Here is an 18,392-nt window from a genome sequence, read left to right on the forward strand (position 1 = left end):
ATCGGCGCGGGAACTTTCCCGGAACTCTCACACGTTGAACTGTGTGAGAGACCGCCGATAGGGAGGCAAGTCATGACAAGCCCCAGCACCACTACTCGCATTCGTCCGAGCGCCGCAGATCTGGACGCCCAGAGCCCGGCCGCAGACCTGGTCCGTGTCTACCTGAACGGGATCGGTCGTACCGCACTGCTGACAGCCGCAGACGAGGTCGAACTGGCGAAGCGAATCGAAGCGGGGCTGTACGCCAGCCACGTTCTTGCCACGGGAAAGCGCCTGACAGTCGCCAAGAAGAGGGATCTCGCAACGATCGTTCGCGAGGGACAGTCGGCGCGTAGCCACCTCCTGGAAGCGAACCTGCGACTCGTCGTCTCGCTGGCCAAGCGCTACACCGGTCGCGGTATGCCGCTCCTCGATCTCATTCAAGAAGGCAACCTCGGACTCATCCGTGCCATGGAGAAGTTCGACTACGCCAAGGGCTTCAAGTTCTCGACGTACGCCACCTGGTGGATCCGTCAGGCGATCACCCGCGGAATGGCTGATCAGAGCCGCACCATCCGGCTCCCAGTGCACCTCGTGGAGCAGGTCAACAAGCTCGCCCGCATCAAGCGCGAACTGCACCAGCAGCTCGGGCGCGAAGCGACGGACGACGAGTTGGCCGAAGAGTCGGGTATCCCGGCGCACAAGATCGCCGATCTGCTCGACCACAGCCGCGACCCGGTAAGCCTGGACATGCCGGTCGGCAACGACGAAGAAGCGCCCTTGGGCGATTTCATCGAAGATTCCGAGGCGACCTCGGCTGAGAACGCCGTCATCGCCGGTCTGCTGCACAGCGATGTGCGCAGCGTGCTCGGGACTCTCGACGAGCGTGAACAGCAGGTCATCCGACTTCGCTACGGTCTCGACGACGGCCAGCCCCGCACCCTCGATCAGATCGGCAAGCTCTTCGGTCTCTCGCGCGAGCGGGTTCGTCAGATCGAGCGTGAGGTCATGGGCAAGCTCCGTGTCGGTGATCGCGCCGAGAAACTGCGGTCATACGCCAGCTGATCGAACACAGCACGTGCGTCGGCGCGCCACACCACTCGCGCTGACGCACCGCACAGAGCACCGGCCACCGCTATTTCCCTCCCCCTCGGGAAATGTGCGGTGGCCGGTGTTGTTCGCTGTATCCACCCCAACCGCTGTATCTACCGCAACCGCCTGGGCCCAAGGTCGATTGCGCTCGGTTCAGGTCCGATTCGGACGCGTGAATCGGTGATCTCTGCTCCCGTGGCCGAAGCGAGTACCGGCTCGCAGGCCAGTTCGCGGACTTCGGGAAGGTCGTCGGCCAGCGCCGAGATGCGCTGAACCAGATCCACCAACGCACCCTTGTTGACCGGAACGGCGTTGCGATATCCGGACAGAAGCGGTGCCGCCTTGGGTGCGTCGATCAATTCGGTTGCCGCGTCCTCGGTGAGTGGCAGCACGCGATAGGCACGGTCGCCGAGGAGGTCCGAGATCACACCGGCGAGCCCGAACGAGATCAGCGAGCCGAACGACGGGTCGTCCTGGACACCGACCACACATCCGATGCCCTTGGTCGCCATTTTCTGCACGTGCAGCAGCGGTTCACCGGACGCGGCCGCAAGGTCGCGGTATGCGAGGCGCACAGATTCCGGTCCACTCAGATCCAGCCTGACGCCGCCCAGATCCGGTCGGTGACGCCACATTTCGCCGGTTGCCTTGACCGCGACCGGATAGCCGACCGCATCCGCTGCCTCTACAGCTTCGTCTTCGCTCAGGACCGAACGGAATTCGACGACGGCGACGCCGTAGCACTCGAGGAGAGCCGCCGCTTCCACGTCCGAAAGCCAACGCCCAGGCGAGTTTTCGAGCCAATCGGCCACCATCTTCTGGGCTCGTTCGGAGTCGATTCCCACGGGGCGGACGACCTTCGACGCAGGCTTGCTGCGCCACTCCGCGTAACGCCAAGCCCTCGCCAACGCCAGTGCGGCACGCTCCGGCCCCGGGTAGGACGGCACCGAACCGCGGGTCGGGTTACCGACTTCGTCACGGACCGCCAGGACGTCCGGCACACCCTCCGCTGCAAGAAACGTCGTGAGAATCGGCTTGTCCGAGCCGGCCACCGCGTCTTTGAGTGCTTTCGCGAACGGCTCGACCGGTATGGCAACGGGGGGAACGAAGACGGCGATGACGGCATCGACGTCGAACGACGCCAACGCGTCGCGCACGGCCGTGGCGAACAGTTCCGGGCTCGCCTGTGCGCCGAGGTCGACGGGGTCGCTGACTTGCAAACCTTCACTGCGGGCGGCGTCCGCAGCAAGGACACCGAGCGCGGTCGAGTTGCCGATGACGGCAAGCCGTGGACCGGCCGGCAACGGCTGATATCCGAAGAGCAGCGCACAGTCGAACAACTGTGAGATGGAGCCGACCTGGATGACGCCGGCCTGTTCGAAGAGGGCGCGGACGATCGAATCGTCGATCTCGACTCCGGTGGCCGCAAGCACTGGCGGAACCGCGTGCCGACCACTCTTGACCGCGACGATCGGCTTCTTCCGCGCAACTCGACGGGCGATGCGGGAGAACTTTCGGGGGTTGCCGAAGCTCTCCAGGTAGAGAAGTACCACTTCGGTGGACTGGTCGGAATCCCAGTACTGCAGAAGGTCGTTGCCCGAGACATCCGCACGGTTACCGGCGGAAACGAAGGCGGACAATCCGATTCGGCTGCGCGCGGCTTCGTCGAGAATGGCGATGCCGAGCGCGCCGGACTGACAGAAGAAGCCCACGTTGCCTGCCACCGGCAAAACCGGCGCCAGCGTCGCATTCAACGAAATCGCCGGGTCGTTGTTCGCGACGCCCAGCGCATTCGGGCCGATGAGCCGCATTCCGTGGGCGCGGGCCGCGTGGACCAGTTTGCGTTCGGACGAGCGCCCGTCCGGACCACTCTCACTGAAGCCGGACGAGACGACCACCAGCGCTTTGACGCCCTTGTCGAGGCAGTCGTCGAGTACCGAATTGATCGATTCCGCAGGAACCGCCACGACAGCCAGGTCGACGTCGTCGGGGATGTCGCGAACCGTCGGGTACGCCCGCACCCCGTGCACCGACCGATGCTCGGCATTGACGGGGTAAACAGGTCCGGTGAATCCGCCGCGCAGCAGGTTGGTCAACACCGCGTTACCCACCTTGGCAGGGTCCGCCGATGCGCCGATCACGGCCACCGATCGTGGGCTGAGTACGTTACCCATGCTGCGCGCTTCGGCTGCCCGCTCCCGCGAATTACGTACCGAAACAAGCGCTTCCGTCGGGTCGATCGCAAATTCGAGTCGCAGCACGCCGCCGTCGAACGAGCGACTCACCTGGTACCCCGCCTCACGGAAGACCGTCACCATGTTGCGGTTCTCGGAGAGGACTTCGGCGACGAACATCGTCAGACCGTTCTCGGCCGCTGCTGCTGCCAGGTATTCGAGCAGGATCGGTCCGAGGCCGCGCCCCTGGTGTGCGTCGGCGACGACAAAGGCGACCTCGGCAGACTTGCCGTCCCCTACGTCGAGGAGTCGCTCGTATCGTCCCACCGCGATGATCTCGTCGCCGAGCATCATCACGAACGCGACGCGATTGTGGTGGTCGACGGTCGTGAAATTCTTGACGTCGCGCGCCGACATCGTGGGGTACGGGCCGAAGTACCGCAGGTATCGCGTGCGCTCGGAGAGTTTGCCGTGGAATTCGACGAGCTTGTCCGCATCCTCGGGAACGATGGGTCGCAGCGCCACAGCACCTCCGTCGGAGGCGAGGACGTCGACTACCCACGAATGCGGATAGGTGTGGGCGGGATCGGTCGCGGGAGCCTCACCGCTCGTTCCGGCTCCGGCTGCATCGGTATCGGACTGTTCAGTCACGGGGATCCTCCGGGTCGAGTCCGAGTAGCGGGAACGAAGCGCGGCGCGTCGCGATGATCGCCGAGTCGACGCGGGTGAGCGCACGGTCTACCGAGGCGACACCTGTCTCCGGTGTACCACCCGGGCCGTCCCACGGCGTGTAAGCGACATCGCCGCCGTCACCCATGGTCGGCGGGAGGTCGACGCTCGGCGCACGAAGTTTCGTCGAGTCCTTCCAGTCTTCGGGGACAGCTGTGTCGACGTCGATCTCGCGATCGAGCGCGGCCGCGATCAGGTGGGTCCAGGCTCTCGGCACGACGCGAACCAGTCCGTATCCCCCGCCGCCGACCGCCAGCCACCGTCCCTCGGAGTAGCGGTCGGCGAGGTCGCGCATCGCCAGGAACGCGGCACGCTGACCGTCGACGGTGAGGGCGAGGTCCGCGAGCGGGTCCTCGCGATGCGAATCCACCCCGCACTGGCTGATGATGATCTGCGGGCGGAAGGCTGCAATGGCACCCGGGACGACGGCGTGAAAAGCGCGCAGCCACAACGCGTCGACGGTCCCGGGCAGCACCGGGATGTTCACCGCTGTACCTTCGGCCGCGCCGTCGCCGACTTCGCTCGACCACCCGGTGTTGGGCCACAACGTTGCCGGATGCTGGTGCAGCGAGACCGTGAGTACTCGGGGGTCCCAGAGGAACGCATGTTGCACACCGTCGCCGTGGTGAGCGTCGACGTCGATGTAGGCGATGCGGTCGTAACCGTTGTCGAGCAGCCACGAAATCGCCACAGCCGCATCGTTGTAGACGCAGAATCCCGAAGCCCAATCGGCCATCGCATGGTGCATGCCGCCGCCGATGCTGACCGCGCGGCGCGTACGTCCCGAAGCGATTTCCTGCGCTGCGGCCAACGATCCGCCGGCAAGGATCGCACTCGCTTCGTGCATGTGCGGGAACACGGGGTTGTCCTCGGTACCCAACCCGTGGGGAACATCCTGGCCGCTCACACCGTTGTTCGCAGAGTTACCCGCGTCTTTGACCGCTGCAAGATATGCCGGTGTGTGGATTCGGAGGAGGTCGGCATCGGACGCGGCGCTCGGTTCGAGAAACTCGATGCCCTCGAGAAGTCCGAGGCTTCGCGAGAGCGCCATCGTGAGATCCAGACGGGTGGGATTCATCGGGTGATCGGCGCTCCACCGATAGCTCAGGTACTCCGGACTCCACACCACGACTCGATTCGCTCGAGACGCCGCGGGGTCCCCGTCAGATCTGATCGACGCGGTCATGGGATCACGCTACTTCCTTCTCGTTTCGTGCCGCACACCACACTCGTGGCCCGCTATGGAGACCGAGATCGAGTGACACGAATCCATTTCGAGCATGCGCTGGACTCGCCGCAGTGGAGGCGGCACCGGAACCACGAACTGAACGGTAGAATGATCAACTGACGAAGGGGTTGAGTGTGAAGGATCTAGTCGACACCACGGAGATGTATCTCCGGACGATCTACGACTTGGAAGAAGAGGGCGTAGTCCCACTCCGGGCGCGGATCGCCGAACGGCTCGAACAGAGCGGACCCACCGTCAGCCAGACAGTTGCGCGTATGGAGCGCGACGGCTTGCTGATGGTCGCCGGCGATCGACATCTGGAACTCACCGACAAGGGTCGCGATCTCGCGATCTCTGTCATGCGTAAGCACCGGTTGGCAGAGCGCCTGCTGGTGGACGTCATCGGTCTCAAATGGGAAGACGTACATGCCGAGGCATGCCGTTGGGAGCACGTGATGAGCGAGGAGGTCGAGCGTCGGCTCGTCGTCGTTCTGAACAACCCCACGACGTCGCCCTACGGCAACCCGATTCCGGGGTTGGACCAGTTGGGACTCGACGGCCCGGTTGCCACCACCGAAACGTTGGTGCGCCTGACCGACATTCCGCACGGCGCACAGACAGCTGTGGTCGTTCGGCGACTCGCCGAGCACGTGCAGTCCGATCCCGAGGTGATCGCGCAGCTGCGTGACGCCGGCGTCGTTCCCGACGCCAGGGTGACGGTCGAAACCCGTCCGGGCTCGGTGACCATCATCGTGCCGGGTCACAGCGGATTCGACCTGTCCGAGGAAATGGCTCACGCCGTTCAGGTCAAGCAGGTCTGAGGAAAGTAGTAGATGAAACTCCTGGTCACCGGCGGCGCCGGTTACGTCGGCAGTGTGTGCAGCACTGTGTTGCTCGAGCGTGGACACGAGGTTGTCGTCATCGACGACCTCTCCACCGGAAATGCCGACGCGGTGCCTGCCGGTGCCGAGTTCATCGAAGGGGACGTGGGGGCACTTGCCACCGAGGTCCTCGGTAGTGCGGGTTCACCGGTTTTCGACGGCGTGCTTCACTTCGCGGCGCAGTCGCTGGTCGGCGAATCGGTGCTGCACCCCGAAAAGTACTGGCGCGGAAACGTCGTCACGACCATCGAGTTGCTCGAGGCGATCCGTATCTCCGGTACTCCCCGCCTCGTGTTCTCCTCCACCGCCGCAACGTACGGCGAACCGGAGCAGTCCCCGATCGTGGAGACCGCTCCGACCCGCCCTACCAATCCGTACGGCGCGACAAAGCTCGCGATCGATCATGCGATCACCTCGTACTCGATCGCTCACGGCCTCGGCGCGACCAGCTTGCGCTACTTCAACGTCGCGGGCGCATACAAGTCCGCCGGCGAGAACCGGGTGATCGAAACCCACCTGATTCCGCTCGTCCTGCAGGTCGCGCTCGAGCAGCGAGACAAGATCTCGGTCTTCGGAACCGACTGGCCCACGCCGGACGGAACCGCAGTACGCGACTACATCCACGTGCTGGACCTCGCCGAAGCGCATCTCCTGGCTCTCGAATCCTCGATTCCCGGCGAGCACCGCATCTACAACCTCGGAAGTGGTGCGGGCTTCAGCGTGCGCGAGGTGATCGCTGCCTGTGCGCGGGTCACCGGCCTGCCGATCAACGTCGAAGACGCGTCACGACGCCTGGGTGATCCGGCCGTACTGATCGCGTCGAGCGACAAGGCGATTGCCGAGTTGGGTTGGACGCCCACGCGTACCGATCTCGATGTCATCGTCGCCGATGCATGGCAGTTCCTCCAGGATCTGGGCGACCGCTCGCACGCAGCTCGCTAGCCTCCACTCGGCAGTGCCGGCGGTAAGTCGCCGATTCCGAGCGATTCCCCGATGGACAATCCGACGGCCGCGAGGTCTCGGATCCCGTCGGGGCGCACGCCGGATTGAAGGGATAAATCCAGCAATCCGGCCAAGGTGTGTTCCGAATCGGCCGAAAGTGCGGCCGACAGTGCAACACCTGCCAGTGGACCGTCTCCGCGCACGTATGCGAAGAATCCGAGAAGTGTTGCCGGCCAGGATCGTTCGGGAGAAGGTACTTCATGAGTGAGTACGAGCCACAATTGCTCGGCGGCTGCCGCAACTGACGTGATCGCCAGACCCAACACCACGTCACGCACGTGAACATCCGTCAAAGCCACCATCAGATCTGCGCATTCCTGCGGGTCCGGGTAAGAGCCTGCCTCCGCACGGCGGACATGTTCCAACACCAGGTCGACCCGGCGCTGGACTGCGGCATCACCGCCTGATCCCCCGCCATACGCACTCGATTCTCTTCCGCTCGTGATCAGTCGCGCAATCGTCTCGTGATTGCGGCCGGCACCGTGTACCCAGTGGACCAGTTCCTCACGCGAACTGCGAATGACCCTCCCTCCCAACACCTGTGCCGCCGCGACCGGCGAGGATGCCGGGTCAGGCACGGTGCCACGGTGAATCGAACGCATGACGCTCGCCCATGGTCGACCGGATTCTATTGCGGCCGTGCATAATACGTCGGCCAGCTCGACACAGGTTCCGGCGAGTATGTCTTCGAATACCTCGGCCAGCTCGATGGTTTCGTCGAGAAGAGTTTCACCGGTCGAACGATCGGTGATCACCACGAGGACGACTGCACGCGCACCCTCCCCGTCACACACGGCGGCGAACTGCCGCAGCGCCGCACTCATCTGCCGCGCAGGCTTCCCCCCGGCGCTGGGAAAGTAGTCGTGTCGCATCACCGGGCCGAGCGTCGACGCGGAGTTGCCCATCAGCGACAGCGCAACAACAGAGTTGGACGGATGAAATCCCAGGAGTGCGGGTATTGCCGCGATCAATTCCCCTGGATCGGAGACGCGTTCGACACATCCGAGAAGGGCGGCAAGATCGTCGTCGGAGAATTCGAATTCTCCCGGAAGAGGTGATGTTGTCATGCACAGACCGTCGCTGATCACCCCGACCCGGCGCTCTGCTCGACCAGGGAAAACAGCTGCCTCGAAGTTATCTGTGGATTACCGCTTTTGTTGGGGACCGAGTACCGCGCCGCACCGAACAGTTCCGCTCCTTGTCGGACCTGTGTGCTGCGAAATCACTTACCTGCTTTGACCTTCTGTACCGCTGCCGTGAACGCTTGATCCAACGGTGCCGTCGACGGTGTCGCAGAACCGAACGTCATCAGTGTTGTCGCCACCCGTACGTCGCCGACCTGCGCGATCAAGGTCAGCATCGTCTGATCGCCGGCTGCGGCCTTGGGGGAAACGACTGTGCGGCGAAGTGACATCGTCTTGTCGGCATCGATCGGCGAGGGCGGAAGAATTTCCGTAGTCACAGTTGTGGTGACACCGTTCGCTGTAACGGTCATGGACGGGCACTGCCGAGTTTGCGCTTCCAACTCGCCCAGTGGTGCGTCGACCTTCGTGAGTTCGACCGAAATGGTCGCCCTCGTCGCGTTGTCGGTCCCGACCGCCATCACGGTCCCGTTCGGGCCGTAGTCCTGTTCCGGTGGCTCACATTCGGATGGATCGACGGTGGCACCGCGCGGGACGCCGACAAGATCCGGCGCTGCCATCGGAACAGCCTGCGGCGGCAGCACGACGGCATCGAACGGTGTGGGAAATTCGGCCGGAGTGAGAAGCAATTCCGACAACGATGCCGCTGTTTTCGGAGTAGAAGATTTGGGGGCCGATGTCTTGGGCGCGGCCGTCGTACTCGGCCCCTCGGAGCCGCTGTCGGTCGCACCGACTGTTGCGGGCGCGGAGTCCGGGACGGGTGCGCCTTGAACCGATCCGGAGCAGCCCGCGAGCAGTGCGGCGGCGGCCACGGCTGCAAACGAACATGCTGCCACTCGCCTGGACGATCGTGGACACACTCGCATGTAAGCCTCCGCACTCGACCTCGACCGATCCGGACAATTGACCGGTCCATTTCGGACAAATCGGCCGCGCCGACCTTGTGTTCCACTCTGCCATGCCCGAAGCCGCGCGCCGGACATCTGCCGAAGGCCCAGGCCAAGTGTCGAAAGATACCGCTCAGCTTCGCTCTCGGCGAACGCCCGTCTCGCCCGATCGGGAATGATCGGTCACCGACTCGGTGTTCTTACCGATGAACGTCTGATCCAGTGCTGTCGGGCACCTGACTCCGATGCTGTCGAGCGTGCGCCGATAGTGGACACTTGAGATCAAGACCGAAGAGCGAAGGGGACTGCGATGGACGAACAGTCGAGGATGTACGAGCTGGAATTCCCGGCGCCCCAACTGGCGGCTGCCGACGGCCAGGGACCGATCCTGATTCACGGACTCGAGGGTTACTCCGACGCAGGCCATGCCGTGAAACTGGCAACAACTCATCTGCGGGAAAGCCTGGAAACCGAACTTGTCGCGTCGTTTGCTGTCGACGAGCTGATCGACTACCGCTCGCGTCGACCGACGATGACTTTCAAGGCCGATCATTTCACCGACTACGACGCACCGGCCCTCAATCTGTACGCATTGCGCGATACGACCGGCACGCCGTTTCTGCTGCTCGCCGGCATGGAACCGGATCTCAAGTGGGAGCGCTTCACCACGGCCGTTCGCTTGCTGTCCGAACAGCTCGGCGTACGTCGAACCATCGGCCTCAATGCCATTCCGATGGCGATTCCCCACACCCGGCCGCTGGGCGTGACAGCACATTCGACCAACAAGGACCTCATCCAGGACCATCAGCGCTGGTCCGGTGAACTGCAGGTTCCCGGTAGTGCGTCGTCCCTGCTCGAGCTTCGCATGTCTCAGCACGGCCACGAGGCGATGGGCTTCTCGGTTCACGTGCCCCACTACCTCGCGCAGACCGACTACCCGGGCGCAGCAGAGACTTTGCTCGAAAACGTTTCCGAGGTTTCGGATCTGGAACTTCCCCTGGCGGCTTTGGGTGAGGCCGCAGCACGCGTTCGGGAACAGGTTAACGAGCACATAGCCGGGAACGAAGAAGTTCAGACTGTAGTCCACGCTTTGGAGCGGCAATACGACACTTTTGTCGCCGCTCAGGAACAACAGTCGTCACTTCTGGCCGGCGAAGCCGACCTGCCCAGCGGCGACGAGATCGGCGCAGAGTTCGAAAAGTTCCTGGCCGAACAGGCCGGAAACGACGATTTCGGCTCAGCTGGAGACGCCGATCGGGGCGACAACTGACCAAAACGTGACGGGTGGAGCGCATAATTCGACATTGTGCGCATTCCGCAACCCCTCCGTTACCTGGGCTGTTGTTCAGGACACATCCGTCGGATAGCCTCGAACTCTGTGAGATTTTCGTTGACGGCTCAACAACTGGAGCAGACAGTCAACGTGGTCTCACGCTGAGCCAGGAGGCGACATGAGCAGACCACGGAACCGTCAGCTCCGACCGGTCCCCGACGAGGAACCGCGGATGATGTTCCGGACCATTCACGGCTACCGACGCGCATTTCGGATAGCCGGAGAGGGCCCGGCAGTACTGCTCCTGCACGGAATCGGCGACAACTCGTCGACGTGGACCGAGATCATTCCCCACCTCGCCAAGAAGTACACCGTCATCGCGCCTGACCTGTTGGGTCACGGCCGCTCCGACAAGCCGCGCGCCGACTATTCGGTAGCCGCGTACGCCAACGGCATGCGTGATCTTCTGTCGACGCTCGGTATCGAGCACGTCACCGTCATCGGGCATTCGCTCGGTGGCGGCGTAGCGATGCAGTTCTCCTACCAGTTTCCGCACATGGTCGATCGCCTCGTGCTGGTCTCGGCCGGTGGTGTCACCAAGGATGTTCACCCGCTGCTGCGGCTCATGTCCGTTCCGGTGGTCAACGAGGTCGTCAAACTGCTTCGGATTCCCGGTGCTATGCCGCTCGTCCGGATGGCCGGAAACCTTGCCGGTGTCGTCCACGGTTCGAATCTGCGCCCAGGCACCATGCTGCACGACACTCCGGACCTGATTCGAGTGCTCGCTGATCTCCCCGACCCCACTGCCTACGAGGCCTATCTTCGTACTCTGCGGGCAGTCGTGGACTGGCGCGGCCAGGTCGTCACGATGCTCGACCGCTGTTACCTGACCGAGAATCTGCCGGTTCAACTGATCTGGGGCGACGACGACTCCGTCATTCCCGTCTCCCACGCTCACCTCGCGCACGCGGCGATGCCGAACTCACGTCTCGAAATCTTCCGCGGCTCGGGACACTTCCCGTTCCGCGACGATCCGATGCGTTTCCTGCAGATCGTCGAAGATTTCCTTTCCAGCACAGCGCCGCTCGTTTTCGACGAGGCCCGCTGGCGTCACATGCTGATCTCCGGCGTCGGCGAGAACACCATCACCGGAACGTCGTCCACCCGCATGGCAGTGCTCGACGCCATGGGCTCGGACGAGCGAAGCGCAACGTGATCCGCGGTTGCGGCTAGCCTGTACGAGTGCTGCTGACGGAACTTCTCCCCGACAACGCGGATCCTGATTCCGTTTTCGACGCTTTCTCCTCGTGGACCCTCGAACGAGGTTTGACGCTCTATCCTGCCCAGGAAGAGGCCGTCATGGAGTTGGTCTCGGGTGCAAACGTGATCCTTGCGACGCCGACCGGGTCCGGCAAGTCGATGGTGGCGATCGGCGCGCATTTCTACGCGATGTCGCTCGGCAAGCGTACGTATTACACAGCGCCGATCAAGGCGCTGGTGAGTGAGAAGTTCTTTGCGCTCTGTGAGGTCTTCGGTGCCGAGAACGTCGGCATGATGACCGGCGACGCTGCCGTGAACTCGTCGGCGCCGATCATTTGTGCGACGGCCGAGATCGTCGCGAATCTTGCACTGCGCGAGGGCCCGAACTCCGATATCGGCCAGGTCGTGATGGACGAGTTCCACTTCTACTCCGAACCCGATCGCGGTTGGGCGTGGCAGGTTCCGCTCATCGAGTTGCCGCACGCGCAGTTCCTGTTGATGTCGGCAACTCTCGGCGAGGTCGACTTCTTCTCCGAGGATCTGACGCGCCGTACCGGCAAGCCCACCACGGTCGTCTCCGGTACGGAACGCCCCGTGCCGCTGATGTTCTCGTACGCGACCACACCGGTCGGCGAAACCATCGAAGATCTGGTCACCACCAACCAGTCCCCCGTCTACATCGTGCATTTCACGCAGGCCGCCGCGCTCGAACGCGCCCAGGCACTGACGAGCGTCAACTTCTGTTCAAAGGAAGAGAAGGAAGCGATCGCCGAGGCGCTGGGCGGTTTCCGCTTCACCACCGGTTTCGGAAAGACACTCTCCCGCCTGGTCCGGCACGGCATCGGCGTTCACCATGCCGGCATGTTGCCCAAGTATCGACGGCTCATCGAAGTCCTCGCGCAGGACGGACTTCTCAAGGTCATCTGCGGTACCGACACCCTCGGCGTCGGCATCAACGTCCCGATCCGCACGGTCCTGCTCACCGGTCTGGCCAAATACGACGGCGTCCGCACCCGCCATCTGAAAGCCCGCGAATTCCATCAGATCGCCGGCCGTGCGGGTCGTGCGGGCTACGACACCATGGGCACCGTCGTCGTCCAGGCACCCGAACACGAGGTGGAGAATCTGCGAGCCGTCGCCAAGGCCGGCGACGATCCGAAGAAGATCAAGAAGATTCAACGCAAGAAGGCTCCCGAGGGGTTTGTGTCCTGGAGCGAGGCGACGTTCGACCGATTGGTCGCCGCATCGCCCGAGCCGTTGGTTTCGCGATTCTCGGTCAGCAACTCGATGTTGCTCAATGTCATTGCCCGACCGGGCAACTGCTTCGAGGCGATGCGACATCTGTTGGAGGACAACCACGAATCGCGTCCGGCGCAACGCAAGCACATCCTCAAAGCGATCTCGCTGTATCGCGGATTGCTCAGCGCCGGCATCGTGGAACGCCTCGACGAACCCGACGAGTACGGCCGGATGGCTCGGTTGACCATGGACTTGCAGCACGACTTCGCGCTCAACCAGCCGCTCTCACCATTCGCTTTGGCGGCATTCGAGCTTCTCGACGTCGAATCCGACAGTTACGCACTCGATGTCGTCTCGATCATCGAGTCGACGCTCGACGATCCGCGTCAGGTTCTGATGGCGCAGCAACACTTTGCCCGCGGCGAAGCGGTGGCACAGATGAAGGCCGACGGCATCGAATACGAGGAGCGGATGGAACTCCTCGAAGTGGTGACCTGGCCGAAACCCTTGTCGGACTTGCTGTTCCCGGCTTTCGAGATGTACCGCGGTGGCCATCCGTGGATCACGGAATTCGCGCTCTCCCCCAAGTCGGTGGTTCGCGACATGGTCGAGCGAGCAATGACGTTCGCGGAATTGATCAGCCACTACGGGCTCACCCGTTCCGAAGGCCTGGTCCTGCGCTACCTCGCCGACGCTTACCGCGCGCTTCGGCAGACGGTCCCGACGGAAGCTCGCACCGAGGAACTCGAAGACATCATCGAGTGGTTGGGCGAGCTGATCCGTCAGGTCGACTCGAGCCTACTCGACGAGTGGGAGTCACTGACCGATCCCGGGGCCGAGGCGGACGACGTCCAGGTCGCGTTCGGAGCCGACATCCCGCGGCCGATCTCGGCGAATGCTCGCGCATTCCGCGTCATGGTGCGCAATGCGATGTTCCGACGCATCGACCTCGCGTCGCGTCGGCAGTGGAACGAGCTGGAAAACCTCGAGGACGGTATCGACGCCGCCGAGTGGGAAGAGCAACTACTTCCGTACTTCGAGGAGTACGCAACGATCGGAACCGGGCCGTCAGCGCGCGGGCCCGCGCTCTTCCAGGTCACTGAAGAAGGCGAGTTCTGGCGGGTGCGGCAGGTGCTCGAGGATCCGGAGGGTGATCACGGCTGGGCGCTGTTTGCCGTTGTCGACATCCCGGAATCGGATGCTGCGGGCGAAATTGTGTTCGACGAGCTCAGCGTCGTAGAAGGCTAGCGCCTGTGCGCCTTTTCGGTAGTCGGCGCTACCGAAAAGGCGCACAGGGGCGTTAGCCCCTCTTTGCTTTTCGCGGCTGGTTGCGACGGGCTGCGTGCTTTTCCTTGATCCGAACGTTCTCGGCCCGCACGTCGGCCTGAACAGCGCGTTCCTTCTCGAGCCACTCGGGCTTCTCTTCGAGGAGAGCGGCGATCTGATCCGTGGTGAGTGCTTCTTCGACGCCACCGCGAGCGAGGCCGGCGATCGAAATGCCCAGCTTGGCGGCGATGACCGGGCGCGGGTGCGGTCCGGTGCGTCGCAGCTCCAGCAGCCACTCCGGCGGATCGGTCTGCAGAGCGGTCAGCTCGTCACGAGTCACGTCGCCTTCCTGGAACTGCGCAGGTGTTGCTTCCAGGTACACACCCAGCTTCTTGGCAGCCGTCGTCGGCTTCATCGTCTGGGGAGTTTTGTTCGACGTCATGCAACAAGAGTAACCAGCCGATACGGGTGCTTTTACCAAGGCGGTAGCCTTGCCTGGTGACAGACGCGGATAGTCAGGCAATATTTCGACTCGCGTACGCCCCGGGGGTGACGCCCACCAAGTGGGTCCGGGTGTGGCACGAGCGACTCCCCGAGGTGCGTCTGGAGCTTGTTCAGTTCCCCGTTCTCGAACTCGAAGCGGCGCTTCGCGCAGGTGAAGCAGATGCAGGTTTGGTTCGCTTGCCGATCGACCGGACCGGTATCAGCGCGATCTCCCTGTACGCGGAAACCCCAGTGGTGGTGGTACCGAAAGATCACGTATTCACCGCTGTCGAACAAATCTCCGTCGACGACTTGGCAGACGAAATAGTGCTCGATCCGCTCGACGACAGACTCGACTGGCCGACACGTCCAGGCAGGGCCGCCGCCGAAAGACCCGCGAGTATCGCCGATGCCATCGAGTTGGTAGCCGCGGGCGTCGGCGTTGTCGTTGTTCCCCATTCGCTGGCGCGGTTCCACCATCGCAAGGACCTGACATTCCGTCCGGTGGACGGTGCACCCGAAGCTCCTGTGGCTTTGGCATGGTTGGAGTCCAAGACCACAGATCTGGTGGAGGAACTGATCGGCATCGTGCGTGGGCGCACGGCACAGAGTTCCCGCGGCCGGAACGGTGAGCCGGCCGAAAAGATCAAGGGCTCTGTCAAAGCAAAGATCGCGGCCCGCGAGCGTCGCGCAGAAGCTGCGAAGAACGGTCAGAAAGCAAAGGGCGCCGGCACCGCAAAGAACATTTCCGGCCGCAACGCCGGTTCCGGCAAAGCCAAGGCCGGTGGCAAATCTGGTAGCGGCAAGACCGGCGGGACCAAGAGTTCGGGTGGCCGGTTCTCCGGAAAGCAGAAGGGCCGTTAGGGCTTTCACAGAACCCCCTCGACCGCGAGGACGATGACGCACCCCTCGAGGTCGGGTCATCTGGCATGCTCTATCCTCGATTCACTGTGAACTCGCAGATGAATTCGGGGGGATTCGTTCATGGGTGTGGATACTTTTTCAGCTGATCCAGCCGAATTGGCAAGTGCTGCGGAGGGGCTGACGGCACCTGCCGAGGAACTCGGTGGATTCTCGGCTTCGGAGGCCGCTACCGCCGCATCGGCCGGAGCCGCCGGGTCGGCGTTCGCTGCAGCCATAGCCGACAACGTCGTCACCGTCGACGAACTCGGCCGCGCAATCGGAGCGGGGATCACTGCTACCCGCACGAAACTGGAAAACTCCGCACGAGAGTTCGCCCGGGTCGACATCGCCAACGGCGCACGGATCGAGGATTCGGGAGACGTGCGATGACACTGTCGATCTCGCAGATCCGATCCTGGAATCTGGACGCCCTCGACAACTATGCCGGCTCCCTGGGCCGCGGGCATGACGTATTCGACAGCAACGTCGACATCGCGCACCGAATCATGGACACCGCAACCAGCAATTGGAGCGGCAGCGCGGCGACCGCAGCGTGGGATTCGGCAACGCAGCAGCATGCCTTCGGGCAAGACGCCGTCGCGATAGTCGGAGACGCCGGGCGCTGTGTCGCAGCGCAATCGGCAAACCTCCGGTACGCCCGCGAAACACTGGTCAGCCGCGTCGACGACGCGAGCGCCGACGGTTTCACCGTCTCTGACGACGATTCCGTCACCGCGACGCCCGCAACTCTGGCGAGCACGGATCCGCGCAAGGTAGAAGCCCGCCTCGAATATCACTCGTGGCGCATCGGCACGGCACTCACGGACGTCGACGAGACCGACGCGAGCGCCGCCAGAATCCTCACGGAGATCACCGCCGCAGGCACCTCGCTCATCGACCGCAAGGCCGATTTCGGGATCCCCGATGCAGCGTCGACCACTCCTTCACATCACGTTCGGTTCGATGGTCAGGGAGCCCACGACTCCGACATTCTCGCGCAGTCCCCAGGCGCAACACCCGAGAGCGAGGCGGCCAAGCAACGGTTGATCGCCGCGACGACCTTCACTCCGGAACAACAAGCGCAACTTGCTGCCGGCGGGCCCGTGGTCGTCGACCCGGAACAACTCGCCTACCTACGTGAGTTCTACGCCGATACCGACCTCGACGAGCTGAAGAATATCGGTGCAGGAGCCGAAGGATTCCGCACGGTCAACTTCCCCGATGCGAATGTCCCCGCCGACGCGCGAATCACCAGCGCTCTCGCCTCGGGCATGTTCATCGTCTCCAATCCCAACGTCACCGACGGCAACGGCAACATCGGCAACGGGGGCAGCCTCGACAACCTTCCGCCAGACGTCCGCAAAATCTTCAGCGACCCCGCGTACAGCTCGCAACTCCAACCCGGCGGGTACTCCACCACCGTGAACGTCAACCATTTCGACGATTCGAATGCCTTCACGGACATACTTCGAAATGCAGACCCGGCGACACAATCCGGCAGCGCTTTGAGTTCTGCACTGCTCGATCGCAGCGCAGATCTCGCCTCTCTCCAATCGCAAACTTCATCGAGCGCCCCGATGCGATTGGTCTTCGACGACGACGGCCGGCCCGTCAGCAACGATGAGCTCGACTCCAGCCTCACCAAAGCCCTCGACGTTGCCACTCGGGACATACCTTCGAACGCCGACTTCCTCACCACCCCCGCTCATCAGGACGACGTGGTGAATCTGTTCACCCGCGAATGGAACGAAGACGGACGAGCCGTCAGCGGCCTCACCGATTGGATCGGGTCCGACGCCACCAACTCCAACCCAGCTGTTGCCGAACGGGCCGGCGCCTCTGCCCTTGCACTCGCCCACAATCTCGCCGACAACAAAGGTGCCTACCTCGACATCGCCGGCCTGGACAACAGATCCGTCGGAGAAGTGAATCCCGCGTTGACGCAATCCATCGGTTCCGCGGTGACCCCGTACATCGGGAATCTCGTCGGATTGGAACCCGATCAAACCGGTACCCTCGGTTTCGAAAATCTCGATGCCTACGACGACAGATTCGCCAATGCAAAATCGGTGATCGCGATCATCGACAGCGACCCCCACGCAGCCGCACGTTTCAATGCGAACATGCTCGGAGCCGCGGGCCAACTCCAAGGGACCTTCGTCGAAACCAGTATGAGCGGAGACATCGCCGCGGGTTCTTCGCAATATGCAATATATGCGGGACGCGTCCAGGCACTGATGGATGGTGCTCTCGAGGAAGAAGCCCTCAACCGAACCGGTGACGCTGCGGCGGCGCAACAGGACATCATCAGCAGACGTGGGAAAACATACGACGAACTCGGTTGGCTGATTTCCGGCGGTGCCGCCATGATCCCAGGCTTCGGACCACCCACCAGCGTTGCATTCAGCATGCTGGGAGTCGAACTCAAAGATCACGTCCTGGGCTCCCCGGTCGAAGTTCCTCCGGCACAACTCAACTTCACAGACCAGAGTTCGGCTTCGACGACCCTTCTCGATTACCGATTGGTTCAGGCACTCGACAACGCCTACGGAAGAGAAGACTTCGAGCAACTGAACGGTTTTCGAGTCAATGGCGATCCGAGCGAATCCCTCAGACCAGTCGATCTGGAGACCCTGGGTCTAAACGGCAAATTCGACAGTACGCTGCAGGACTATTTGACATTTCGGGGATTCAATCGCGATACGTTCATGACCAACATGAGAGACGGACTCGACGATGTCGGATAGATTTCCTGCGTTTACAAGGCGAAACCACCGCGCCGCAACCGCTCTTGCACTGGCATTCAGCATGGGATCATGTATCGCGGGTTGCGCGGCACCCAACTCAACCGAAA

General features: G+C 63.0%; 14 protein-coding genes. 9 read left to right on the forward strand and 5 right to left on the reverse strand.

Annotated features, from left to right (window positions below; genetic code table 11):
• Nucleotides 1–72: 72 nt before the first annotated feature.
• Nucleotides 73–1,044: a sigma-70 family RNA polymerase sigma factor gene (locus ACFWEM_RS10635; protein WP_003942639.1), complete on the forward strand. Its 972-nt coding sequence runs from the start codon at nucleotides 73–75 to the stop codon at nucleotides 1,042–1,044.
• A 140-nt stretch (nucleotides 1,045–1,184) separates the two neighbouring features.
• Here ACFWEM_RS10635 and ACFWEM_RS10640 read toward each other — a convergent pair whose 3' ends face one another.
• Nucleotides 1,185–3,896: a GNAT family N-acetyltransferase gene (locus tag ACFWEM_RS10640; protein WP_378533381.1), complete on the reverse strand. Its 2,712-nt coding sequence runs from the start codon at nucleotides 3,894–3,896 to the stop codon at nucleotides 1,185–1,187.
• Nucleotides 3,889–5,160: an acetoin utilization protein AcuC gene (locus ACFWEM_RS10645; protein ID WP_378533383.1), complete on the reverse strand. Its 1,272-nt coding sequence runs from the start codon at nucleotides 5,158–5,160 to the stop codon at nucleotides 3,889–3,891. The genes ACFWEM_RS10640 and ACFWEM_RS10645 overlap by 8 nt, the downstream gene beginning before the upstream one ends.
• Before the next feature lie 176 nt (nucleotides 5,161–5,336).
• Here ACFWEM_RS10645 and ACFWEM_RS10650 point away from each other — a divergent pair, with 176 nt between their 5' ends.
• Both ACFWEM_RS10650 and galE read left to right on the forward strand, forming a co-directional pair.
• The gene (locus tag ACFWEM_RS10650; protein ID WP_003942150.1) at nucleotides 5,337–6,023 is read left to right on the forward strand and encodes a metal-dependent transcriptional regulator; all 687 of its coding nucleotides are present in this window, start codon (nucleotides 5,337–5,339) and stop codon (nucleotides 6,021–6,023) included.
• 12 nt (nucleotides 6,024–6,035) lie between these two features.
• Nucleotides 6,036–7,025 (forward strand): UDP-glucose 4-epimerase GalE, encoded by a 990-nt coding sequence (gene galE / locus ACFWEM_RS10655; RefSeq protein WP_378533385.1) that lies wholly within the window; start codon nucleotides 6,036–6,038, stop codon nucleotides 7,023–7,025.
• Here galE and ACFWEM_RS10660 read toward each other — a convergent pair.
• Nucleotides 7,022–8,152 (reverse strand): DUF4192 domain-containing protein, encoded by a 1,131-nt coding sequence (locus ACFWEM_RS10660; protein ID WP_378533387.1) that lies wholly within the window; start codon nucleotides 8,150–8,152, stop codon nucleotides 7,022–7,024. The genes galE and ACFWEM_RS10660 overlap by 4 nt on opposite strands.
• Before the next feature lie 155 nt (nucleotides 8,153–8,307).
• Entirely contained in the window at nucleotides 8,308–9,063 is a 756-nt protein-coding gene (locus ACFWEM_RS10665; protein ID WP_378533389.1) for a sensor domain-containing protein, read from the reverse strand.
• 361 nt (nucleotides 9,064–9,424) lie between these two features.
• Here ACFWEM_RS10665 and ACFWEM_RS10670 point away from each other — a divergent pair, with 361 nt between their 5' ends.
• The 3 genes from ACFWEM_RS10670 (at nucleotide 9,425) to ACFWEM_RS10680 (ending at nucleotide 14,134) form a co-directional block, all read left to right on the forward strand.
• Nucleotides 9,425–10,384: a proteasome assembly chaperone family protein gene (locus ACFWEM_RS10670; protein WP_378533391.1), complete on the forward strand. Its 960-nt coding sequence runs from the start codon at nucleotides 9,425–9,427 to the stop codon at nucleotides 10,382–10,384.
• Between the two features lie 181 nt (nucleotides 10,385–10,565).
• Nucleotides 10,566–11,603, forward strand: coding sequence for an alpha/beta fold hydrolase (locus ACFWEM_RS10675; RefSeq protein ID WP_019748230.1), 1,038 nt, complete (start codon nucleotides 10,566–10,568; stop codon nucleotides 11,601–11,603).
• Nucleotides 11,604–11,629: 26 nt separating this feature from the next.
• Nucleotides 11,630–14,134, forward strand: a complete 2,505-nt coding sequence (locus ACFWEM_RS10680; protein ID WP_378533393.1) for a DEAD/DEAH box helicase — start codon at nucleotides 11,630–11,632, stop codon at nucleotides 14,132–14,134.
• A gap of 52 nt (nucleotides 14,135–14,186) precedes the next feature.
• On the opposite strand, the gene ACFWEM_RS10685 is transcribed toward ACFWEM_RS10680, so the two are convergent.
• Complete coding sequence (locus ACFWEM_RS10685) at nucleotides 14,187–14,594, reverse strand: DUF5997 family protein (protein ID WP_317553060.1); 408 nt, start codon at nucleotides 14,592–14,594, stop codon at nucleotides 14,187–14,189.
• A 56-nt stretch (nucleotides 14,595–14,650) separates the two neighbouring features.
• Between ACFWEM_RS10685 and ACFWEM_RS10690 the strand changes: the two genes are divergently transcribed.
• From ACFWEM_RS10690 to ACFWEM_RS10700, 3 genes are all read left to right on the forward strand, one after another.
• Nucleotides 14,651–15,499, forward strand: a complete 849-nt coding sequence (locus ACFWEM_RS10690; RefSeq protein WP_378445808.1) for a LysR substrate-binding domain-containing protein — start codon at nucleotides 14,651–14,653, stop codon at nucleotides 15,497–15,499.
• Nucleotides 15,500–15,619: 120 nt separating this feature from the next.
• Nucleotides 15,620–15,928: a hypothetical protein gene (locus ACFWEM_RS10695; protein WP_378533395.1), complete on the forward strand. Its 309-nt coding sequence runs from the start codon at nucleotides 15,620–15,622 to the stop codon at nucleotides 15,926–15,928.
• The gene (locus ACFWEM_RS10700) at nucleotides 15,925–18,285 is read left to right on the forward strand and encodes a hypothetical protein (RefSeq protein WP_378533397.1); all 2,361 of its coding nucleotides are present in this window, start codon (nucleotides 15,925–15,927) and stop codon (nucleotides 18,283–18,285) included. Before ACFWEM_RS10695 ends, ACFWEM_RS10700 begins: the two co-directional genes overlap by 4 nt.
• The last annotated feature ends 107 nt before the right edge of the window (nucleotides 18,286–18,392 follow it).

This window comes from Rhodococcus sp. NPDC060176, assembly GCF_042728675.1.
GTDB lineage: Bacteria > Actinomycetota > Actinomycetes > Mycobacteriales > Mycobacteriaceae > Rhodococcus_F.